Annotated in this window: 17 protein-coding genes; 7 read left to right on the forward strand and 10 right to left on the reverse strand. The window is 60.5% G+C overall.

The window, feature by feature from the left end; genetic code table 11:
• Positions 1 to 165: 165 nt before the first annotated feature.
• The 4 genes from AC6H1L_RS05990 to AC6H1L_RS06005 all read left to right on the forward strand — a co-directional run bounded on the left by AC6H1L_RS05990 (position 166) and on the right by AC6H1L_RS06005 (position 5,137).
• The gene (locus AC6H1L_RS05990; protein WP_497600621.1) at positions 166 to 2,049 is read left to right on the forward strand and encodes a cellulose binding domain-containing protein; all 1,884 of its coding nucleotides are present in this window, start codon (positions 166 to 168) and stop codon (positions 2,047 to 2,049) included.
• A gap of 269 nt (positions 2,050 to 2,318) precedes the next feature.
• Positions 2,319 to 2,669, forward strand: a complete 351-nt coding sequence (locus tag AC6H1L_RS05995) for a hypothetical protein (protein ID WP_497600622.1) — start codon at positions 2,319 to 2,321, stop codon at positions 2,667 to 2,669.
• 339 nt (positions 2,670 to 3,008) lie between these two features.
• Positions 3,009 to 3,560: an RNA polymerase sigma factor gene (locus AC6H1L_RS06000; RefSeq protein WP_497600623.1), complete on the forward strand. Its 552-nt coding sequence runs from the start codon at positions 3,009 to 3,011 to the stop codon at positions 3,558 to 3,560.
• A gap of 167 nt (positions 3,561 to 3,727) precedes the next feature.
• The gene (locus AC6H1L_RS06005; RefSeq protein WP_497600624.1) at positions 3,728 to 5,137 is read left to right on the forward strand and encodes a HEAT repeat domain-containing protein; all 1,410 of its coding nucleotides are present in this window, start codon (positions 3,728 to 3,730) and stop codon (positions 5,135 to 5,137) included.
• A gap of 113 nt (positions 5,138 to 5,250) precedes the next feature.
• Here the strand turns inward: AC6H1L_RS06005 and AC6H1L_RS06010 are convergent, their stop codons facing one another.
• The 7 genes from AC6H1L_RS06010 to AC6H1L_RS06040 all read right to left on the reverse strand — a co-directional run bounded on the left by AC6H1L_RS06010 (position 5,251) and on the right by AC6H1L_RS06040 (position 12,168).
• Positions 5,251 to 5,433 (reverse strand): hypothetical protein, encoded by a 183-nt coding sequence (locus tag AC6H1L_RS06010; protein WP_497600625.1) that lies wholly within the window; start codon positions 5,431 to 5,433, stop codon positions 5,251 to 5,253.
• 281 nt (positions 5,434 to 5,714) lie between these two features.
• On the reverse strand, positions 5,715 to 6,503 hold the full coding sequence (locus AC6H1L_RS06015) for a tetratricopeptide repeat protein (RefSeq protein ID WP_497600626.1): 789 nt from the start codon (positions 6,501 to 6,503) through the stop codon (positions 5,715 to 5,717).
• Between the two features lie 240 nt (positions 6,504 to 6,743).
• Positions 6,744 to 7,241, reverse strand: coding sequence for a hypothetical protein (locus AC6H1L_RS06020; protein ID WP_497600627.1), 498 nt, complete (start codon positions 7,239 to 7,241; stop codon positions 6,744 to 6,746).
• Between the two features lie 71 nt (positions 7,242 to 7,312).
• Positions 7,313 to 7,612, reverse strand: a complete 300-nt coding sequence (locus AC6H1L_RS06025) for a hypothetical protein (protein WP_497600628.1) — start codon at positions 7,610 to 7,612, stop codon at positions 7,313 to 7,315.
• Positions 7,613 to 7,667: 55 nt separating this feature from the next.
• On the reverse strand, positions 7,668 to 7,823 hold the full coding sequence (locus AC6H1L_RS06030) for a hypothetical protein (protein ID WP_497600629.1): 156 nt from the start codon (positions 7,821 to 7,823) through the stop codon (positions 7,668 to 7,670).
• Between the two features lie 667 nt (positions 7,824 to 8,490).
• A complete protein-coding gene (locus tag AC6H1L_RS06035; protein WP_497600630.1) occupies positions 8,491 to 9,774 on the reverse strand; it encodes a PQQ-binding-like beta-propeller repeat protein in 1,284 nt (427 codons plus the stop codon).
• 1,089 nt (positions 9,775 to 10,863) lie between these two features.
• Positions 10,864 to 12,168, reverse strand: coding sequence for a hypothetical protein (locus tag AC6H1L_RS06040; protein WP_497600631.1), 1,305 nt, complete (start codon positions 12,166 to 12,168; stop codon positions 10,864 to 10,866).
• A 286-nt stretch (positions 12,169 to 12,454) separates the two neighbouring features.
• On the opposite strand from AC6H1L_RS06040, the gene AC6H1L_RS06045 reads away from it, so the two are divergent.
• A complete protein-coding gene (locus AC6H1L_RS06045) occupies positions 12,455 to 13,186 on the forward strand; it encodes a hypothetical protein (protein ID WP_497600632.1) in 732 nt (243 codons plus the stop codon).
• Here the strand turns inward: AC6H1L_RS06045 and AC6H1L_RS06050 are convergent.
• Positions 13,147 to 13,479: a hypothetical protein gene (locus tag AC6H1L_RS06050; protein ID WP_497600633.1), complete on the reverse strand. Its 333-nt coding sequence runs from the start codon at positions 13,477 to 13,479 to the stop codon at positions 13,147 to 13,149. The genes AC6H1L_RS06045 and AC6H1L_RS06050 overlap by 40 nt on opposite strands.
• A gap of 1,183 nt (positions 13,480 to 14,662) precedes the next feature.
• Here AC6H1L_RS06050 and AC6H1L_RS06055 point away from each other — a divergent pair.
• Positions 14,663 to 15,247 (forward strand): hypothetical protein, encoded by a 585-nt coding sequence (locus tag AC6H1L_RS06055; protein WP_497600634.1) that lies wholly within the window; start codon positions 14,663 to 14,665, stop codon positions 15,245 to 15,247.
• Between the two features lie 165 nt (positions 15,248 to 15,412).
• On the opposite strand, the gene AC6H1L_RS06060 is transcribed toward AC6H1L_RS06055, so the two are convergent.
• Together AC6H1L_RS06060 and AC6H1L_RS06065 are read right to left on the reverse strand one after the other, a co-directional pair.
• The gene (locus AC6H1L_RS06060; RefSeq protein WP_497600635.1) at positions 15,413 to 15,727 is read right to left on the reverse strand and encodes a heavy-metal-associated domain-containing protein; all 315 of its coding nucleotides are present in this window, start codon (positions 15,725 to 15,727) and stop codon (positions 15,413 to 15,415) included.
• A gap of 60 nt (positions 15,728 to 15,787) precedes the next feature.
• Positions 15,788 to 15,910, reverse strand: coding sequence for a hypothetical protein (locus AC6H1L_RS06065; RefSeq protein ID WP_497600636.1), 123 nt, complete (start codon positions 15,908 to 15,910; stop codon positions 15,788 to 15,790).
• A 226-nt stretch (positions 15,911 to 16,136) separates the two neighbouring features.
• On the opposite strand from AC6H1L_RS06065, the gene AC6H1L_RS06070 reads away from it, so the two are divergent.
• Positions 16,137 to 17,024, forward strand: coding sequence for a class I SAM-dependent methyltransferase (locus tag AC6H1L_RS06070; RefSeq protein WP_497600637.1), 888 nt, complete (start codon positions 16,137 to 16,139; stop codon positions 17,022 to 17,024).
• Positions 17,025 to 17,085 lie beyond the last annotated feature (61 nt).

Below are 17,085 nucleotides of genomic sequence, written 5' to 3' on the forward strand. Positions count from 1 at the left end.
GAAAATTTTCATAGTAAAAACGAAGGTGAGATTGCTCAAGCAGGGAACACAGGATAACAGAGATGGCACCCGTTTTCTCAGAAAGGAAAACGCAGCGCCATCCGATGCGGTCGGCTCCCCACCTGGCCGCTTCGGCACTTCTCGGTCACTCAGGGAGGAAATGCCATGTCTTTTCAGTCGGCAAGGAGAGCCACGACGATTGTGGTGAGCGCAGTTCTGCTCACGGCCCTCGCGACCACTGTAGCTCTCCCCCACTCAACGCGCACGGCTTACGCTGCCTCGACGATCAGCGTGAACGGCGCGGCTCGCTACCAGACCATCGATGGCTTCGGCTTCTCCGGCGCCTTCGGCCCCGCCCAGGAGCTGGAGCAGTCCCCCACGAGCATGCAGCGGCAGATTCTCGATCTTCTCTTCAGTACCACCAGCGGCGCGGGTTTCTCGATCCTGCGCAATCTGTTCCCATCGGACCAGGCCCACACTATCGAGCCTACCAGCCCCGGCAGCCCGAATGCAACTCCAACCTATGTCTGGGATCATGATAGTTGGGGTCAGGTCTGGCTCTCTAAGCAGGCCCAGAGCTACGGCGTTACCCAGTTCTATGGCGATGCCTGGAGCGCCCCCGGCTTCATGAAGACCAACGGCGATGAGGCGAATGGTGGTTCGCTCTGCGGCTCGCCAGGTACAAGCTGCAGTAGCGGCGACTGGCGCCAGGCCTATGCCAATTACTTGCTGCAGTACTACCGCGACTACCTCAGCGATGGCATCCGGCTCACGCAGATCGGCGCTTTCAATGAGCCGAACCTGTCGACGTACTATTCGAGTATGGTGATGAATCCAACCCAGACCGCCGACTTTGTGGCGATTCTGGGGCCGACCCTGCGCGCAGCAGGGGTGACTGCGCAGGTGGTCTGCTGCGATGGCGAGGGCTGGGATAGCGCCCAGAGCTACGCCAACGGCATCCTCGCCAATCCAACGGCCAATAGCTACCTCGACCTCTTCTCCAGCCACGGTTATACCGCCCCGCCAACAACGCCTATCACCGGTTTGGGCAGCCGCCATGTCTGGCAAACAGAATGGGCGAAGTTCGATGCGGCAGATTATAGCTGGGACGACGGCGGCGATGGCTCCGGCTTCTATTGGGCCCAGCAGATCTATACGGGTTTGACCGCCGCTAATTTGAATGCCTTCTTCTACTGGTGGGGCGTCAATTTCAACGCCAGCGACAACGGCTATCTGATCAATGTGGTCAATGGGACGGTGATGCCCGCTAAGCGCCTGTGGAGCTTCGCCAATTATAGCCGCTTTGTGCGCCCAGGCGCAACGCGCATCGGGGCCACGAGCAGCGATAGTACGCTGGAGGTGACCGCCTTCCTGAACGTCAATGGAACGCTGGTCATCGTGGTGCTCAATACTTCCTACAGCGCCGTGCCGGTGACGCTTTCGCTGCAGGGCCTCTCGCTGCCCGCCAATGCGAGCGCCGTGCCCTATGTGACCGATGCAAGCCATAACACGGAGGCCCAGACGCCGCTGAGCCTGCAGAACAATAGTTTCAGTACGACCATCGCCGCCCGCCAATTGGTGACCTATGTGATCGCCGGCGGCGCGACGGCTTCGCCTACTCCTCTACCTTCGCCTACGGCGGCACCTACGGCCTCACCTCTACCTTCGCCTACATCTACGCCTCCACCTTCACCGACGCCTTTACCCACAGCGGTCCCCGGCGCCGGTTGTTCGGTTCACTATGTGGTCAATTCGCAGTGGCCCGGCGGTTTTAGCGCCTTGTTGCAGATCACTAATACAGGGACCACCCCCATCAACGGCTGGCAACTTCAGTTTGTCTTCCCGAACGGGCAGACGGTGACCCAGGGGTGGAACGGCTCCTTTAGCCAGAGCGGCAGCACGGTCACGGTGACCAATCTCTCATATAACGCTAGTATCCCGGCAGGCACGACGCTGGGCGCCTCGCCCGGCTTTAACGGGACCTGGAACGGCAGTAATAATCCACCGACAACGTTCAGGCTGAACGGCGTCAATTGTACGACGACCTAGTCTGTGCTGCACTGGCAGGCTGCCAGTCGGCAGAGCGTCATCTACCTGTCACCGTTCGGTAGATCAGGCCGCTCGCCAGGCTCGGCTGAGGCTCCTCATCTGGCTCGCCCGGTGGCGCTGTTCCGTGTACTGACTGCTGCGCCAGCTCTGGCCCCCGATTCGCTCAGAGCGGTCTGCAGGGCGACGGAACGGCGCCGCTCGCTTGTGCACTCTACCGCCCATCCACAGGCGGCAGGGTGTCCCGCGCACGCCTCGAAGGGAGGCTCGCAGTGAGACAAGAGTCTACCGGGCGCCTCGCCGCTGGTCTTTGTCTGATCGTTGTTGCCATTGCTCTCCCGCTCGTGCTCTGGTTCATCGCCGGGGGACGCGCTTTAGCCGTCGGCTTCACTGGCAGTCTGGTTGCCCTGATCTGCGGCTGGCTCTCGCGGCCAGTGCCTTCTACGGTGTACCTCTGCTCCTTCTCTGCATCCGTGCCCTCACGCTCTCCCTCCTCCCTGCTCTGCTCTGGACGGCACGCTCATCACCCGGATGGGCTAGGCGCGCAGCTCCCTCTGCCAGATTATGACGCTCGGGTCACAAGTGATAGTAGAGGCGGGGCAGGCATCTTGATCGATGTCTGAATCACGCCGTTCATGGGTGGAAAGGGCTTTGTATAGGGATCGTTACTTTCCAAACAAGGAGCGAACGATGCATGATATGGCTTATAACGCTCCTGGACAAACCACTCAGCGGGTCCTGGATCGGCAGAGGACTGGCCTGCGGATGCCGCTGACTAGCTCTGCTCGCCGGCTTAGCCGCGCTGGGGCGTGGAGAGCGGGCGAGGCAGCCATGACAGGGATGCGTGGTGAAGAGAGCGGCGGGATGACTCTTCCTGGGGTGTTTGCAGGGGGCGTTCTTCTGTTTTCTTGTCTTTCTCCATTCATCGTGGTCAGCCAAGTAGATGAGGAGTTCGTTACCCAATGGAGCAGGACGATCTTTCTCAAGGGATTGAAACGGAGCTAGTCAGTCTGCGCCCTGTATTGCAGAGCTACTTTGAGCGGCTGCTAGAGGACTCCTCAGACATCGATGACTGTGTTGATGAAACTTACGCCCGGGCGTATCAGAGCCTGCGTCAGCGCGCCCTGCCGATCCACCATCCGCGCGCCTGGCTGCTTAAGATTGCGCAACGCGTTTTGTGGCAATACCGCGCCGCCGAACAGAAGCATCGGCGGATGAGCCAGATTCAGTATTATGCCACCGCTGATGGTGAAGTGCGCTCGGAGGTCGATGATCTAGCCGACGACGCAGACGAGCAGCCGGAGGCTCTGGTCGAGCGGCGTGATCAGGCTCGCCTGTTGGCCCGCAGCCTGCAGGCGCTGCCCCCCTATCAGCAGACAGCAGTGATGTTGCATTTCTCTGGCCAGTCGGCGCGCCAGATCGCTGCCCGGACGGGCCGTCCCCGGCGCACAGTCAACGATGACATCCGTAAGGGCATTAGTCGTTTACGCCGGCTGGTGCACAACACCGACTGAGGGTTGTCATGAGAGACTTCCGTCTCTGTTTGCTCAGCGCCCAAGCGCTGAGCGAAGAAGAGTGCTCGCGACGGCCCACACCAAGGGACAAGGCTGTACCCCGAGGTAATCGCGAGCCCAGAGAGAAACGAGCGCGACTGTGAGATACAGCAGGGGAGGATCGCTTCATGTATCACCAAGACAGCGCTGAACCTTGTACAGAGCCGCTGCACATTAGTGAGCTGCATCCTGGTCACGATTCTCGGTGGTCGGTCGCGGGTCCACGAGCGCGCCAGCCAGCTACATGCGCGGCCTCTCTGACGTCCTCTCTCAGAGGAGGCGCTCTGGCGCACAGTAATGACGCTGCGGCTAGCAGCGCCCCCAGAGCGCAGGCCGGCCCGGAAGGCAAGCCGCTGCCGCTGGCCGGCCCTGCGCCTGCCGAGGGCGAGGTCCTGATACGGGAGCTGACGACAGCCCTGGAACAAGGGCAGTCACTGCCTCGTGGGCCGCTCTGGCTGGCTTTAACTCATCCCTCCTGGCGTGTGCGCGCGGAGGCGGTGCGGCTGGTTGGTCTGGGCAGTGAGCCACTGACAGAGCTGCTGCTTAATTTGCTGGAGCGCGAGGCTCACGATACGGTACGCGAGGCCATTGCCTGGTCACTGGGCCGCCTGATGCCTGCGTTTCTGGCCAATGAGCAGCTACGAGATGCCTGGCTGACACGCCTGCGGGCGACCTTGATCGCTCTGCTGCACGCTGACAGCTGTTGGCTGGTCCGTGAGGCTGCAGCCTGGGCCTTGGGACGTCTGGGACAGGCCGCTCCTTTGAGTGCCTTGCGCCAGACCTTGCTGAGCGATAGCGATCAGGAGGTGTCTGCTGCAGCGGCGCGGGCTTTGGCTATGTCGGGCAAGCGCCTGGCTCGCTCTTACTTACTGGAGGCGCTGGAGAAGGTCAAGCTACCTTTCCTGCAGGAAACGATTCGTGAAGCGCTGGTAGAGCTTGATGAGGAGCTGGCGCGTACCGAGATGCCGTGGCGCCAGCAACTGCCTCCGCTGCGTCAGGCCCTGCTGGCCTTGCGCGATTTTCTGGAGGATCGCCGTGGCTTTCTGCAGAAACCTCGCCAGCTCTTGACGGAGCAGGGGCCGGTCTTGGTGCTCTGGTGCCACTATCAGGCCACAGAGCGACGACTGCAGGAGGTCCTTGAGGCCTTGCCTCGGGATCTGCGTCTGAACGCTTCGATTGCGCCGCTGGAGGCTACTCAGTGTTCAGATGATCATGTGCTACGCCGGCTGGGTCAGCTCCTGGCCGAGGAGTGCCAGCAGTATCCCTGTCAGGAGGCCCTGCTGCTTTCGACCACAATCTACCGCCAGGCTCAGGCTACAGAATGGGCTTCCAGGTTCTTGGGGGAGGAATACGCCTGCTTGCGCGTGATTATTATCGGGGTCAGCCACGCCGAAATGGATCAGGATAAACCGCCCGTGCTGCATGAGCTGGCTCTGGCCTGGCAGACTACAACGCAGGAGGCGCCGCTCTGCGAGCAGGACCCGTGCGATTTGCGTCTCTGGTACCAGCCTTGCCGCGGTTGGGCCAGCCAGGGTTAGTTAGGCAGAGGTGGCTAGATCAGCTCAGACAGCACTCTTCTCTTGGCTGCGCTAGCGCCTCCTGCTACTTTGACTGCTGTCTCAGCTTCATTCCTCAGACAGCCAGGTGCTGCTTAGGGATGAGGTTGAGATGGCTCCGGTGACTGCTCGGGATCAGCAGAGCGACGCCGACGGCCAGGTCCCCGAACACGGCGCCGGGGCGGCTGCACCTGCGCCGTATGCTCTCGCTCGAAGAGCCAGAGGTCGCTGAGGAAGGCGGCTTTCTCCTTTCTCTCACTATGGAGTTGACTTGACACCTTCGGCTCTCCTGATGCATCCTGTTCCTCGTGAGACCAAAGGCACTGGCCGGACGGTCAGTAACGGCTCCGCCTCACCGTGCAGGGGAGGGCGGGTCAACCCGGCCACCGTGTTGTGCTGTCCTGCGGGGCAGTGGGCTGCCGTCAACCAGCCCTGAAGCCCGGGTCGATGCGGCTGCGGGCAAGCCCCTGGCTTGAGCCTGGGGTCGTTGACAGTTGGATGGTGTTGGCTCGCTTGCTCTCCTGTAGAGAGGAGTTGACGCTCTTCATGCGGGAGAGTGCTAGCGAATCAGTGCTAACAGACGCGAGAACATAGGCCCGAAGAGCGCACGCAGGTGCTTGTCCGAAGCGGCTGGTTGCTGCTGCAAGGTTTGCAGCTCTTCATAGCGCTCGCTCGCTTCGTCAAGGCGGCCTAGAAGGGCCAGCAGGAGCACCTGACAACAGCGAGGTACAGGATCGCCGGGCCTCGCCAGAGCAAGGCGCTCATAGACGGCGAGAGCTTCCTCTCCTCGGCCCAGACCGCTCAAGAGAAGCGCCTGCTGATAGCGGGCCTGACGATCGTCAGGGCGGCGCCGCAGCCGCTGCTCGCAAGCAGCCAGCTCCTTTTCGGCCCGCTGGCGGAGGATCGGCTGCTGCTCTGTCTGCCGTGGGAGCAGCGATGAGGGGGAGGAGGCAGTCCGCCAGTGGAGGCGTAGCGCCTGCAGCAGGGTTCCCAGGGCCTCGCGATAGCGCCCCAGATCTACCAGCACACAGCTCTTCTGCAGGACTATCCTGGCATTCTCTGGCTGGAGCTGACAGGCGTATTCACAGGCGGCCAAAGCCTCGCGATAGCGCAGGAGTCTGGCCAGAACACCGGCCTTGTTGGAGGCTGCCCCACGATGGCCTGGATCAAGGCGCAGGGCCTCCTCATAGGCGGCCAGCGCTTCCCTATAGCGCTTCAGTTGGAGCAGGACATAGCCCTTGTGCACCCAGACACGGGCATAGCTCGGGTTCAGCCGCTCCAGATAGCTCTGCCAGCTCGGCGGCTCCTCTCTCTGGTCTTCTTTCTCTCCAATTCTTACATTATTCATTTACTCTTCTCCTTCATTATTCTCAAGATCCCTCTCGTTGTTCTTTGGTGCTTGTCTGTGCTTGTGGCCCCCTCTCCGGCCTATGTCCAATCTCTAGCTATTTGAGGAGCTTCCAACACTGCCAGTTTCCTTCAGAGGAGCGCTTTCCCCAGGTCATCAGCCTCCCAGTACCCCCCTTTCCAGAGTCAGCCTGCTTGCCAGGCTCGTTGCGCCCACACTTCTCTCGATGCCTCTGCTGCGCTACGGCCATCCTCCCACCCAGAAGGCCAGCCGCAGCAGCAGCACGCTCATTACGACCTGCCAGCCTCCCCCAGGTGGAGACACTTCCATTCGCGCAGGCCAGAGATCGAACCAGATCTGTATCATCGCCAGCGCGAAGAACCCTCCACTTCCCCGCACCATCACCCAGATCCACACTCGCGACAGAGATCCCCACAAACGCGCGCGGCGCTCATCACACGAGAACCAGACCAGCAAACGGGCCCCCAGCGCTCCCAGCCCCACCAGCAGCACGCCCAGACTCAGCCGCCAAAGCAGCCCCTGCCCCAGCCACAGCGAGCCGCCCACCCCCACGACGACCGCCAGCAGCCAGAGCACCAGCGAGCCAACACCCCTGGCTCCCCTTCTTGAAGCTCGCCACCCGCGCCACCAGCGCGGCAGCACCCACCTGCTCAGGCGGGCCAGCTCCGGCCCCACCAGCCAGCCCATGCGCAGCTCCAGCACCAGCACCCCTGTCACAAACGCTCCTGCCAGCGCCTGCTCTCCCACCCATAGCCAACGGGGCTGCTGTGGCCCTGCAGGAATCAGCCTCAGCCAGCCGCCCCACAGCAACGCTCCCAGTAACCACACAAAGCACGGACCGACCACCACCGAGAGCCGATCTGTCTCTGCCTCTGTCCCCCCTCACTCTGCCCCACCAGCCCTTCCCCACTCAGCGCCTCCTCCTGGAGCCACCACAAGAGTACGCTCGCCAGCCCCCATGCCACCAGGGCTACCACCCCCTCCGCCAGAAAGCAGAGCGCCAACAGCTGCTGCCAGACGACCACCCCCATGAGCGCTATGCTTGCTGCCCACAGCAGCACAGCGCCGCGCCTTGACAAGCCCCGCATGATAGATATTCCCCCTCTCAAGGACTTCCTTCATACTGGCCCAGGCCAGCAACCGCTACTTCATAGCGAGCATGAGCGCTACACTGATCCCTATGCACATGTTCCAGAACAGCCGATCCAGCTGCTCCCGCCACACCGCCTGCACCGCCTTCTCGTGCGCTTCCACCTGGCTGAGTCGCTCGCAATGCCGCAGCAGCAGCATTTGCAGCACACCCCCCCAACACTCCCCACAAGATGTGGTAGAGACCAGCCACCGCCTCAGCCATCACCAGTACGCCGCTGCATAGGCTCAGCCAGCGCCTATAGAGCAGAAATCGCCCCTCAGCAGGGGGCGTTCAGCCTCGCTGTTCATCCAAAAATCTCCTTCCTCTTTTGTTTCTTGAAAGCCCTCCAAAGATAGCATCAAGCTTCTTCTGACCCTTCCCACGATAAAAGCCTATCCGTCTGGCAGGCAGACAGCCTTATGCAGCCAGAGTAGCATGCGGCTCCTGCGCCTCCGATGCTGCATGCTTGAGCGCCTCTTCTCAGCAGAGAGCTTTCGCCCAGTCAGGTAGCAAGCGCAAGTTTGTTGGGATACCAGCTACCAGGCGCAAAGCAGCTAGAACTAGCGTGGAGCAGAGGAAGAGAGCCGGGCAGCATAAATACATTCCCGCCTAAGCAGCATCGTGGAGCAGGAGCCTGTCCCTTCTCAGTAGCATCGTCAGAACCATGACCGCTGAAGATACACGACCAGCGCACAGGTAGAGAATAATCCCCTGAAAGAAGCGAAGGAGGCAGCCCCTGGCTTTCACTCGCGACTACTGCCTCCACTGGATCTCTAGTCGAGAGGTCCCCGTTGCTGAAGGGATCACTAGGGGAGCGCCCCTTGACCTCCCCGCTCAGGCTCCCAGCACCGGCACTATCCAGTCGCCTTCGTCCCCAAAGATCATTGCCCACTCCTCTTGTCCACTCGCATGGCTCACCGCGTGCAGCACATAGGGTCCTCTGGCCTCTACTCCGCTTGTAAGAACATACACTGTATTCCCCTCTACTATTGGCCAGCTCATTGGCACCCAGCTATCTTCATTCGCAACCAGTTGCTGTTTCCACAGCAACTTGCCACTTTTTACTTCCAACGCATCTATAACCCCTTCCAAACTTGACAGATAGAGAGCCTGGTCCCCTACGGTTGCCAACAGATCCCCTCTCTCCTCAATAGTGGCCTTCCAGCGCACTTGCCCACTCGTCGCATCCACTGCCCAAAGCACTTCCTTCTCGCCCTTCTCGGTCTGCAGGTAGAAGACGCCATCCGCTGCACCTGCCAGTCTGGGGGAAGACACCCCCTGCAGCTTTATCTCCCAGAGCAGCTTGCCATCGATTGCACGTATCCCTAGGAGTCCCTCGCCCCTGAGCACGAGGCCGATCACTCCTCGCTCCACTTCTAGTGGCTTTTCCAGATTCAAATTCTTCCCCAACGGCCAGAGATGCTCCCATAAGCGCCTCCCCGTCTGCGCCTCTACCCCCAGCAAGAGGACGTTCCCGGTATACGGACCTGGCCCCAGGAAGACCGGCACAGCTGCCACTGCCACATTCCCACTGACCTTCGGTACTAGTTCTGGCACCACCTGCGCCTGTGCTGGCAGCCCCTGGCTGAGATCCTGCTGCCAGCGTACTTTTCCATCTACACTTCCGACCGCATAGAAGCCAACTCTACTATCTACTCCATAGATGAGCTGTCTCTGCTCATCTACGGTCGGTGCCACCCAATCCTGATCTTCAAAGAGTGAATAGTTATTCGCCACCCACCGCACCTGTCCGCTGTCTGCATCAAGAGCTACCAGCAGCCCCGAGCTTGTTCCGCTATAGAGGCTGTGACCACTACGCCTTAGTGCCGCGAATTCAGGAGCAAGGCGTCTCTCGGGGTTATCGGTATGCACTAGCCGCCGGCACCACAGCACTACTCTCCGCCGCCCGTCAATCGCATAGAGCTGATCATGCTGTGCGACGTAGAGCAGTGCCGGCCCCTGGTCATTGGCCTGCGCCTGCTCTTTGAATAGCAGTTGCTCCGCTGCAGCGTTACAGGGTACTGTACTCAGGGGTGCTTTGTCCGGCAGGTGAAAAGATGGCTGACAGGCGGAGATTGCTCCCATGAGTAAGATCAGGCTGAGGACTATGAGGCTCATCTGCTTGCTTCTGTCGCGCGGCTGATGGGGCATTCCTTTACCTCCTCTAGCCTTAACTTCAACTGGAGGCAATAAATCTACATTTTTAAAACTTACGTCGCTGTAATTATAGCATGAAGCCAGTATCTACGCCTATCCTCCCATCAGCTTTCTGGTCTTGATAACATTGTTCTCTTGCCGGATTGTTTTACGATAAATGTTCAGCCCTCTCTGACATTCCAGCCATCTAGAACCCAACGTCCTCAGCATAAGAAGATGCCTCTCACTAATCCATTGAAGTATTTTGACCTAGATATCGCTCACAAGGCACTCCTCGCCTCGGGTCACTTTCCTCTAATCCAACGTGAGAGCGGTTGCACCCCTTATCTTCTCTATCGGTCTTCCTCACACTGCTCAACGACACAGCTTATAGTGAAGCAGATTCTGCCCCGGTCAAACCTCCGCTCAGCTTGATCCTAGCCTCAAAATCAGCGGCATCTCAGGCACAGACGCTAGCGGCTGCCTATGCCTACCGAGTCGACGCCTGGCTTCCCCTCGCCTGCTGATTATCTCTCTTTTTCCGCCACTCGATACGCACCCCTTGCTTGCGCAATCTTCCCTGCAGACCGATACAATCAGCTCTAACAGCGCTGTCACTCCCAGTTGAAAGTAATCCTGGTCTATCACAAATTGATGATTCTTCATTCTCTGCTCCGACAGCTAGCCAAAAGAAAGAGAGACAGCTACCAGGTTTCTGCTCGATCCACATCGATCACTGGCGCTAGCTCCAGACGCTCTAGCAACTGCTGATCCTTCAGAACGATATCTATATTTTCAGGCATCTCTTGCCACTCCTTGCGCTTCTCATATCCCCCCGCTCCGCAGACCGGCCTCTCACCTCTGCCAGCAGATCAGAGCCAATGCCCGTTTCCCTGGCAGTCAGCAGGCCAGCACCATCGTGCCCCAAGCCCCTGCCTCACAGCCTCACCAGAAACAGGCTGGACGCACCAGAAAGGCAAGCGCTCCTCGCGAGCGAATACGTAGCCCAGAGCAGAGGGACCTCCCCAAGACGGACTGGACGCCTCACCCCAGTACTGCCCTCTCTCACCATCAAGCTAGGCTCTCCTTCCTGACGCCTGCACCAGACCAGCCCCCAGATCTGCCACTTGCGCCTAGAAGACACCAGAAGGCCAGCCGCAGCAGCAGCACGCTCATTACGACCTGCCAGCCACCCCCAGGCAGCGCCAGCCCCACGCCGGCAGGCCAGAGATCGAACCAGATCTGTATCATCGCCAGCGCGAAGAACCCTCCACTTCCCAGCACCATCACCCAGATCCACACTCGCGACAGAGATCCCCACAAACGCGCGCGGCGCTCATCACACGAGAACCAGACCAGCAAACGGGCCCCCAGCGCTCCCAGCCCCACCAGCAGCACGCCCAGACTCAGTCGCCAGAGCAGCTCCTGCTCCAGCCACAGCGAGCCACCCACCCCCACGACGACCGCCAGCAACCAGAGCAACAGCGAGCCAACACCCCTGGCTCCCCCTCTTGTGGCTCGCCACCAACGCCACCAGCGCGGCAATACCCACCTGCTCAGGCGGACCAGCTCCGGCACCAGCCGCCAGCCCACGCGCAGCTCCAGCACCAGCAGCCCTATCACAAAGGCTCCCACTGGCGCCAGCTCTCCCACCCATAGCCAGCGGGGCAGATGTGGCCCGGCAGGTGGCCAGTCTCCCCACAGCAACGCTCCCAGCAACCACACAAGACACGGACCTCCAACCAGCACCAGCCGCTCTGCCTCTGCCTCCCCATCTCCCCCATCGCCCCTCTGCACCGGCCCCCCTCCCTCGTCTGGCGCCACCTCATACAGCCAGGCCATCAGCACTCTCGCCAGTCCCCAGGCTACCAAGGCCACCACTCCCTCCGCCAGAAAGCAGAGCGGCAACAGGGGTTGCCAGGAGGCCACCCCCATGAGCGCCAGGCTTGTCCACCCTAGACTGACCACCCCCCCCAGGGCCAGGGCCTCGACCCCCTCCACCAGGAAGAAGGAGAGCGGTAACGGCCACAGCCACAGGAGCACCCAGAAGGACGCCCCTATGGACCATGTCCCTGGGGACAACGCAACCAGCCCCCCTATGGCCATCTCCACCACCATGACCCCGATCATCGGACCCAGCTGCTCCCGCCACATTGCCAGCCTTGCCTGTCCCTGCGACTCTGCTCTCTGACCGAGGCGCTCGCAGTGCTGCAAAAGTAGCAATTGCAGCACCAATGCTCCAAACACTACCCAGAACACCCGGTAGATAGCAGCCACGAGCTGAGCCCCTATGAGCAAGGCGCTGTCCATGTAGAGCCAGCGCCCATAGGATAGAGACAGTTCCTCTTTCTGAGCAGGTTCCGTCTCGCCGTTCATCGCAGCCAGTCTTCTCCTTTCCTATCCTCCAGCCCTCCTGAGCCGGAGCCGCTTCCCAACCTTGCTTGGCACCGGGCTCTCTGTCAACTGGACACCCCAGGACCGGGTATGTGCCTAGCAAGTAAGCATACAACCAGTGCACCAGCCTTCCCTCTGCGTCATAGCTCATCTGCTGCCCAGTGGGAGAGCTGCCGCTGCAGGTCACCGAGCTGTTAGGGGCCCGACAGATCATGTTCCCCGCCGCATCATAACTGGCACTGAAGCCACTGCTTGCGCTCGTGACCGCATGCGGGTGCGCGCTATCTCCATAGGTGAAGCTGCCCGCCGGCCCCGTTGTCAGGCGCCCCTCCGCATCGTAGCTGTAGCCCTGCTGGTACTGCGCCGCCGTCAGCGTCCCCGGGTTCAGCGTACTACCACAAGGCAGCGCTCCTCTCGCCCCCGCCCATGTCAACCGGCTAAGGGCATCGCAGCAGAAAACCTGTACGTCCGTATCTCCCGTCGGCAGGGTCGTAGTGGTCGCCACCACGTTGTTGGCCGCGTCGTACTGCGGCTGCTCCTGGTAGAGGACCGCCCCACTGCTCTGGTTCTTGTAGACCAGATTGGTCACCCGCAGCCCCGCGTCAAAACTGCGCGCAAAGCTGTAGCGGCTGTTCCCCAGGAGCATGGACGTGGCTTTCCCCGCTGCGCCAGCGTTCCCCTGGTACTGGATGGCCGAAGCCAGCACCGTGGTGGTATTGTTTTGGATGGTGCTCAGGCCGATCAGCCAGCCGTTAGCGTCATAGCCCGGTGTGACCACTTCCCCATCGGGATAGGCCTGGCTGGTGAGCAGGCCAGCTACGACGATGCTGGCCTGCACCGTGTAGCTGGTGCCGTTGACAGTGACCGTCTCAGCAATCTGCCGCCCAAGAGCATCATAGGTGTAGCTGTAGGAGCTACTGAGGTTGGCCGGACCGCTGAACAGTTTGCCGGTCACGCGGCCTACTCCCATGTTTGGCGGTGCTGTCGTAGGCGTAGGTAACCCAGGCGCCGTCGAGGGTATTGCTGCTGCGGCGTCCCGACCGGCGCGTTGCCGGGTGGGGCCGGCGTGACGACGCGCGGATGGGAGGCGGCCCCACTGCCCGGATTCACCCGATTAGGACGAGAGGGCGCCCCATGCGGCAGACTGAGAGCGGCATGGACCAGCGGGACAGCACTCCAGTCAACAAGTATCTGGCTGAGCAGAATAATCAGAAGCATGAGCGTATAGACAAGCTGGCGAAGGCGAAGCTGTCTCCGTGCAGTTAGGCCCCCTGCAGACCGTGATTGCTTCACAGGCTCTCTCCTTCTTTGGGTCCTCTGCGCCGGCCTCCGAACGAAAGGGGCAGAGACCAGACAGACAGGCACTGCTATCGATCCCTCAGCAGCGCAAAAAGAACTACCCTGTAGTTCTTACCGAAGACAGGAGAAGCCTCCACAGTGGTATAATGAAGCCATGCGGAGGCTCCTCCGCAGGCGGTGTTCTCCCTGGCGGGTCGCAACGCTTCTGAGAGAACATCGCCTTCTCCTTTGTTGCACCTTCTACGCGGGCAGGCAACTCCTCCGGCTTGGTGGCCTCCCCCTGATCCCCTGGTCCAGACTTCAACAGAGGTGCGGACCAAAACAGGCTAACGCAGCGGGAAGTAAGGGGGAAAAGCAGCGCGTTGCAAGCTCTCTGCCTGCACCTGGGCCAGGCTGGTCACCAGGGGTCCTCTCTTTTCAAGAGGCAGGCAAACCGTCAGTAGTTGCTCCTTCCTGTTGACTTCGCTCGCGAGCAGGAGACGAAGAGAGAAAGAGTACTGAGAGGGGGACTGATTGGGGCAAGGGGCCAGCCAGGTTTCAGAAAGAACGAGCATTCACCGAAAAAAAATAAAGAACCTTTGCTAACAACGTCGTCCAGCCTGGCGCCGGCAGCCTCAACGCAGTTCGCATGGCGAAAGCTACTACAGGCGCAGAGCCGTGTCCATGCCTCCGGTTATGCTCACTCTCCCTTAAAAAGCTCCTGCTGACTGAGAGTATAACAGGAATAGCTTTGCTTGTCAAGTTTGATCGACTTTCCTTTTAATTGAGAGAGATAGGATAGGAAAGCAGGCAATGTAAGCCGGGACGGCCTGACGCTCAGACCCTCCCCCTCTCTTCTCCCTAGGGTGCTCTCCGGCAGTAGCTCAGGAAAGATACGGGTGGATTTTCTGCGCATCTATAGCGTATACTCTTTATAGAGGAACTTATTATCGCTTGGTTGCTTTGGTGGTGCTTAAGGAGGCGAGAGGGGCAAGTAGCCCGCCACACGCAGAGCGAGCGGCAGCCGGCTGGTAAGAGAATACGCACCCCGCCTCGGCAGCCAGCTACTGCTGACGGCGACGAGGTGAGCTTCCGCCCTGCGCCGACACTTACTCCTCCTGAACAACCAGGCAATCAACTGCTGCTGTCGTACTTGTCTTGTCTGTCGCCTTTCCCCGGAGAGGAGTGCGAGAGCTATATGCAGACCGTGCAAACCCGCCTATCAGTGTCTTATCTGCTGAGGGGAAACCAGGCCGGCGCCCGTGACTGTAGCTGCCCTTGTAACCCCTGCGACTGCAACCCCTGCGAGTGTCCAGGGGCCAGCCGGGCGCCGCGCTGGCGCCTGAGCCTCTACCGACTGGCCGAGGGCCATTTCGCCAAGATCTCTCTGCTCGGACGTGAGATGTTGCTGCTCTGCCTGGCCCTGGCTCCCGAGGGGCAGGCAACTGACCCCAGGGCCTGGCAGGAAGTGATCCTGACCGATGTATCCGCCAATCCGGCCACCGTTCTGCAGCTGCTAGAGGAGATTGAAGAGCACATAGAAGCCCTCCCGGCTGAGGTCTGCGAGCAGGCCCACAGGCCAGGCCGGCGGGCCGTCTACGCCGTGCCTCTGGCTTACCAGCAGCATGAGAGCAGCCCACAGCTGCGCGTGGACTTTGTTCCCGCTGAGGCTAGACTCCTGCGCGCCGCCGAGCCGAGGCCCATGCAGCCACCAGCATCCTGGTCCTACAATGGTCCCTTAGCTCCGCGCGGCTCCTTCGTCTGGCAGTCCCCGCTGCGCTAAGCCAGAACTGGCGCGGACAGCTCCCGCCACCGGTCTTGTGTTGAGGTGAGTGCGGCAGCCAGCCAAACGGCTCCCGCTTCGGCTCGGTCCGTCCAGTCAGTACCGGCTGCCGCACTCGCCCGCTCCCTGGTCTCCATGCCTCTGTCTTCCTATCCCACAGTTGCCTCAGTCACTCAGCCAGGCGCTGGCGCTCCCCTCGGCAGCACCCTGCCTCTGCTCCTCTTCTAGATGGTCAGCGCTTTCCTTTAGCTCAGCCGGCAGATGGCCGCAAGCGCGCACAACAGCGGCAATTTGCTCGGGCCGGCAGCAGCCCCGCGCGTAACGCAGGGTCACAGTCTTCGACGGCAGAGCAGTGGAGACTATTTCCAGGCCAGGCAAGGTTTGGAGCGCCCCTACAACTCGCTTCAGGCAGCCCCCACAACGCAGGCTTGGCACGTATAACACTACGGTGATCATCTCTGGCTCTAGAATCTCGACCATTTCCTCCTTCTTTCCTCCACCATCTCAGCGGATTCGCATGTTTTGGCCTCCTCTATGGGCCTACAGCAGCAAGGCAACGACTAGCAGGCAATGCAGGGAGCGCCCGCCGCGGCGAGCTGCCCTGCTATCCGCTGCCTCAACTGCCGCTTCTTTGACTATAGCCTGGGATGTGCCACCTGTCATGAGGCTTTTCCCGTATTTTCTGCTCAGGTCTTTTCCCAAGCCTGCCTGACCTCTGCTATCTTGCGCCCCTTCCCTGGCTAGCTCGTTTTGACAGCTGGCCTATATGTCCATATAATGCTCCCCGTAGGAGAGTGATGCGCGAATGGCTCGTGTGAGTCAGCCATCCCTATCACCTGCTCGTTTGAGAAAAACTCTAATCATTCAGAAGAGGATGTTGAGATAGGACATGCTGAGGTGGTTCCGCCGCAAATCTACTCAAGCTCGCCTTTCCACTCCCAAGGTCTACGACTATGCTAACCGGTCGGTCAGTCTTGCCGGGGACGATGTGCCCGTTCCTTATATGCTGCCCAAGGATGACCGCGAGATCAACCGCCTGGATTTTCAGCATTATATGCTGCGCTACGCCCTGCGCAGCAATTATCTGGCCCCCATTGTAGAACCGAAACGCATCCTTGATGTGGGCTGCGGTACCGGGCGCTGGCTGGCAGAGATGGCCCAGCTCTTTCCTGAAGCTCACTTGATCGGTTTCGATCTGAATCTGCCACCTGCCTCACCTTCGTTTCCTCCCAACTGCACCTTTCGCCAGGGTAACCTGCTCGATGGCCTTCCCTTCGCCGCCGGGAGCTTCGATTTCGTTCATCAGCGCTTGCTTGTCTTCGCTCTGCCAGCGGATCGCTGGCCGCTGGTGATTCAGGACCTGGTGCGCGTGACGCGCCCGGGCGGCTGGCTGGAGTTGGTCGAGGTTGATCCGCTCTTTCAGCGCAGTGGCCCGGCGACAACTCGCATGCTGCAGCTCATTGCTGCTGCCTGCCAGAGCCGCGGCATCGATCTGAAGATGGCAGTTCGCCTGGAGCCTATGCTGCGCGAGGCCGGTCTGTTGCATGTGACGGCGCAGGTGATCTCTATCCCTATCGGCGATTGGGGCGGTCGTTTGGGCAATATGGCCCGCACGGATTTCGCCGCCGGTAATCAGACGATCGCTCCTCTGGTGTCGGCTGCCACGGGCGTGAGCACCGAGGAGTATCTGCAGCTCGCGACTGCCTGGCTGCACGAGTGCGAACAGTATCGCACCTATTGCAATTTCTACGTCGTCTATGGCCAGCGCCCGCAGTAGTAAGGCCTTTGCTTTCCGCCCGCTCCTTGCGCCAGGGTTGAGCCTGCTGTTATCGTAAAGT

The sequence above is a fragment of the Thermogemmatispora argillosa genome (genome assembly GCF_059696725.1).

What these genes read in the sequence shown, in the direction of transcription:
- AC6H1L_RS05990 (WP_497600621.1), top strand. Translation starts at nt 166, where the DNA reads ATGTCTTTTCAGTCGGCAAGGAGAGCCACGACGATTGTGGTGAGCGCA.
- AC6H1L_RS06000 (WP_497600623.1), top strand. Translation starts at nt 3,009, where the DNA reads ATGGAGCAGGACGATCTTTCTCAAGGGATTGAAACGGAGCTAGTCAGT.
- AC6H1L_RS06005 (WP_497600624.1), top strand. Translation starts at nt 3,728, where the DNA reads ATGTATCACCAAGACAGCGCTGAACCTTGTACAGAGCCGCTGCACATT.
- AC6H1L_RS06015 (WP_497600626.1), bottom strand. Translation starts at nt 6,503, where the DNA reads ATGAATAATGTAAGAATTGGAGAGAAAGAAGACCAGAGAGAGGAGCCG.
- AC6H1L_RS06025 (WP_497600628.1), bottom strand. Translation starts at nt 7,612, where the DNA reads ATGCGGGGCTTGTCAAGGCGCGGCGCTGTGCTGCTGTGGGCAGCAAGC.
- AC6H1L_RS06035 (WP_497600630.1), bottom strand. Translation starts at nt 9,774, where the DNA reads ATGAGCCTCATAGTCCTCAGCCTGATCTTACTCATGGGAGCAATCTCC.
- AC6H1L_RS06040 (WP_497600631.1), bottom strand. Translation starts at nt 12,168, where the DNA reads ATGAACGGCGAGACGGAACCTGCTCAGAAAGAGGAACTGTCTCTATCC.
- AC6H1L_RS06045 (WP_497600632.1), top strand. Translation starts at nt 12,455, where the DNA reads ATGCGGGTGCGCGCTATCTCCATAGGTGAAGCTGCCCGCCGGCCCCGT.
- AC6H1L_RS06055 (WP_497600634.1), top strand. Translation starts at nt 14,663, where the DNA reads ATGCAGACCGTGCAAACCCGCCTATCAGTGTCTTATCTGCTGAGGGGA.
- AC6H1L_RS06060 (WP_497600635.1), bottom strand. Translation starts at nt 15,727, where the DNA reads ATGGTCGAGATTCTAGAGCCAGAGATGATCACCGTAGTGTTATACGTG.
- AC6H1L_RS06065 (WP_497600636.1), bottom strand. Translation starts at nt 15,910, where the DNA reads ATGACAGGTGGCACATCCCAGGCTATAGTCAAAGAAGCGGCAGTTGAG.
- AC6H1L_RS06070 (WP_497600637.1), top strand. Translation starts at nt 16,137, where the DNA reads ATGCTGAGGTGGTTCCGCCGCAAATCTACTCAAGCTCGCCTTTCCACT.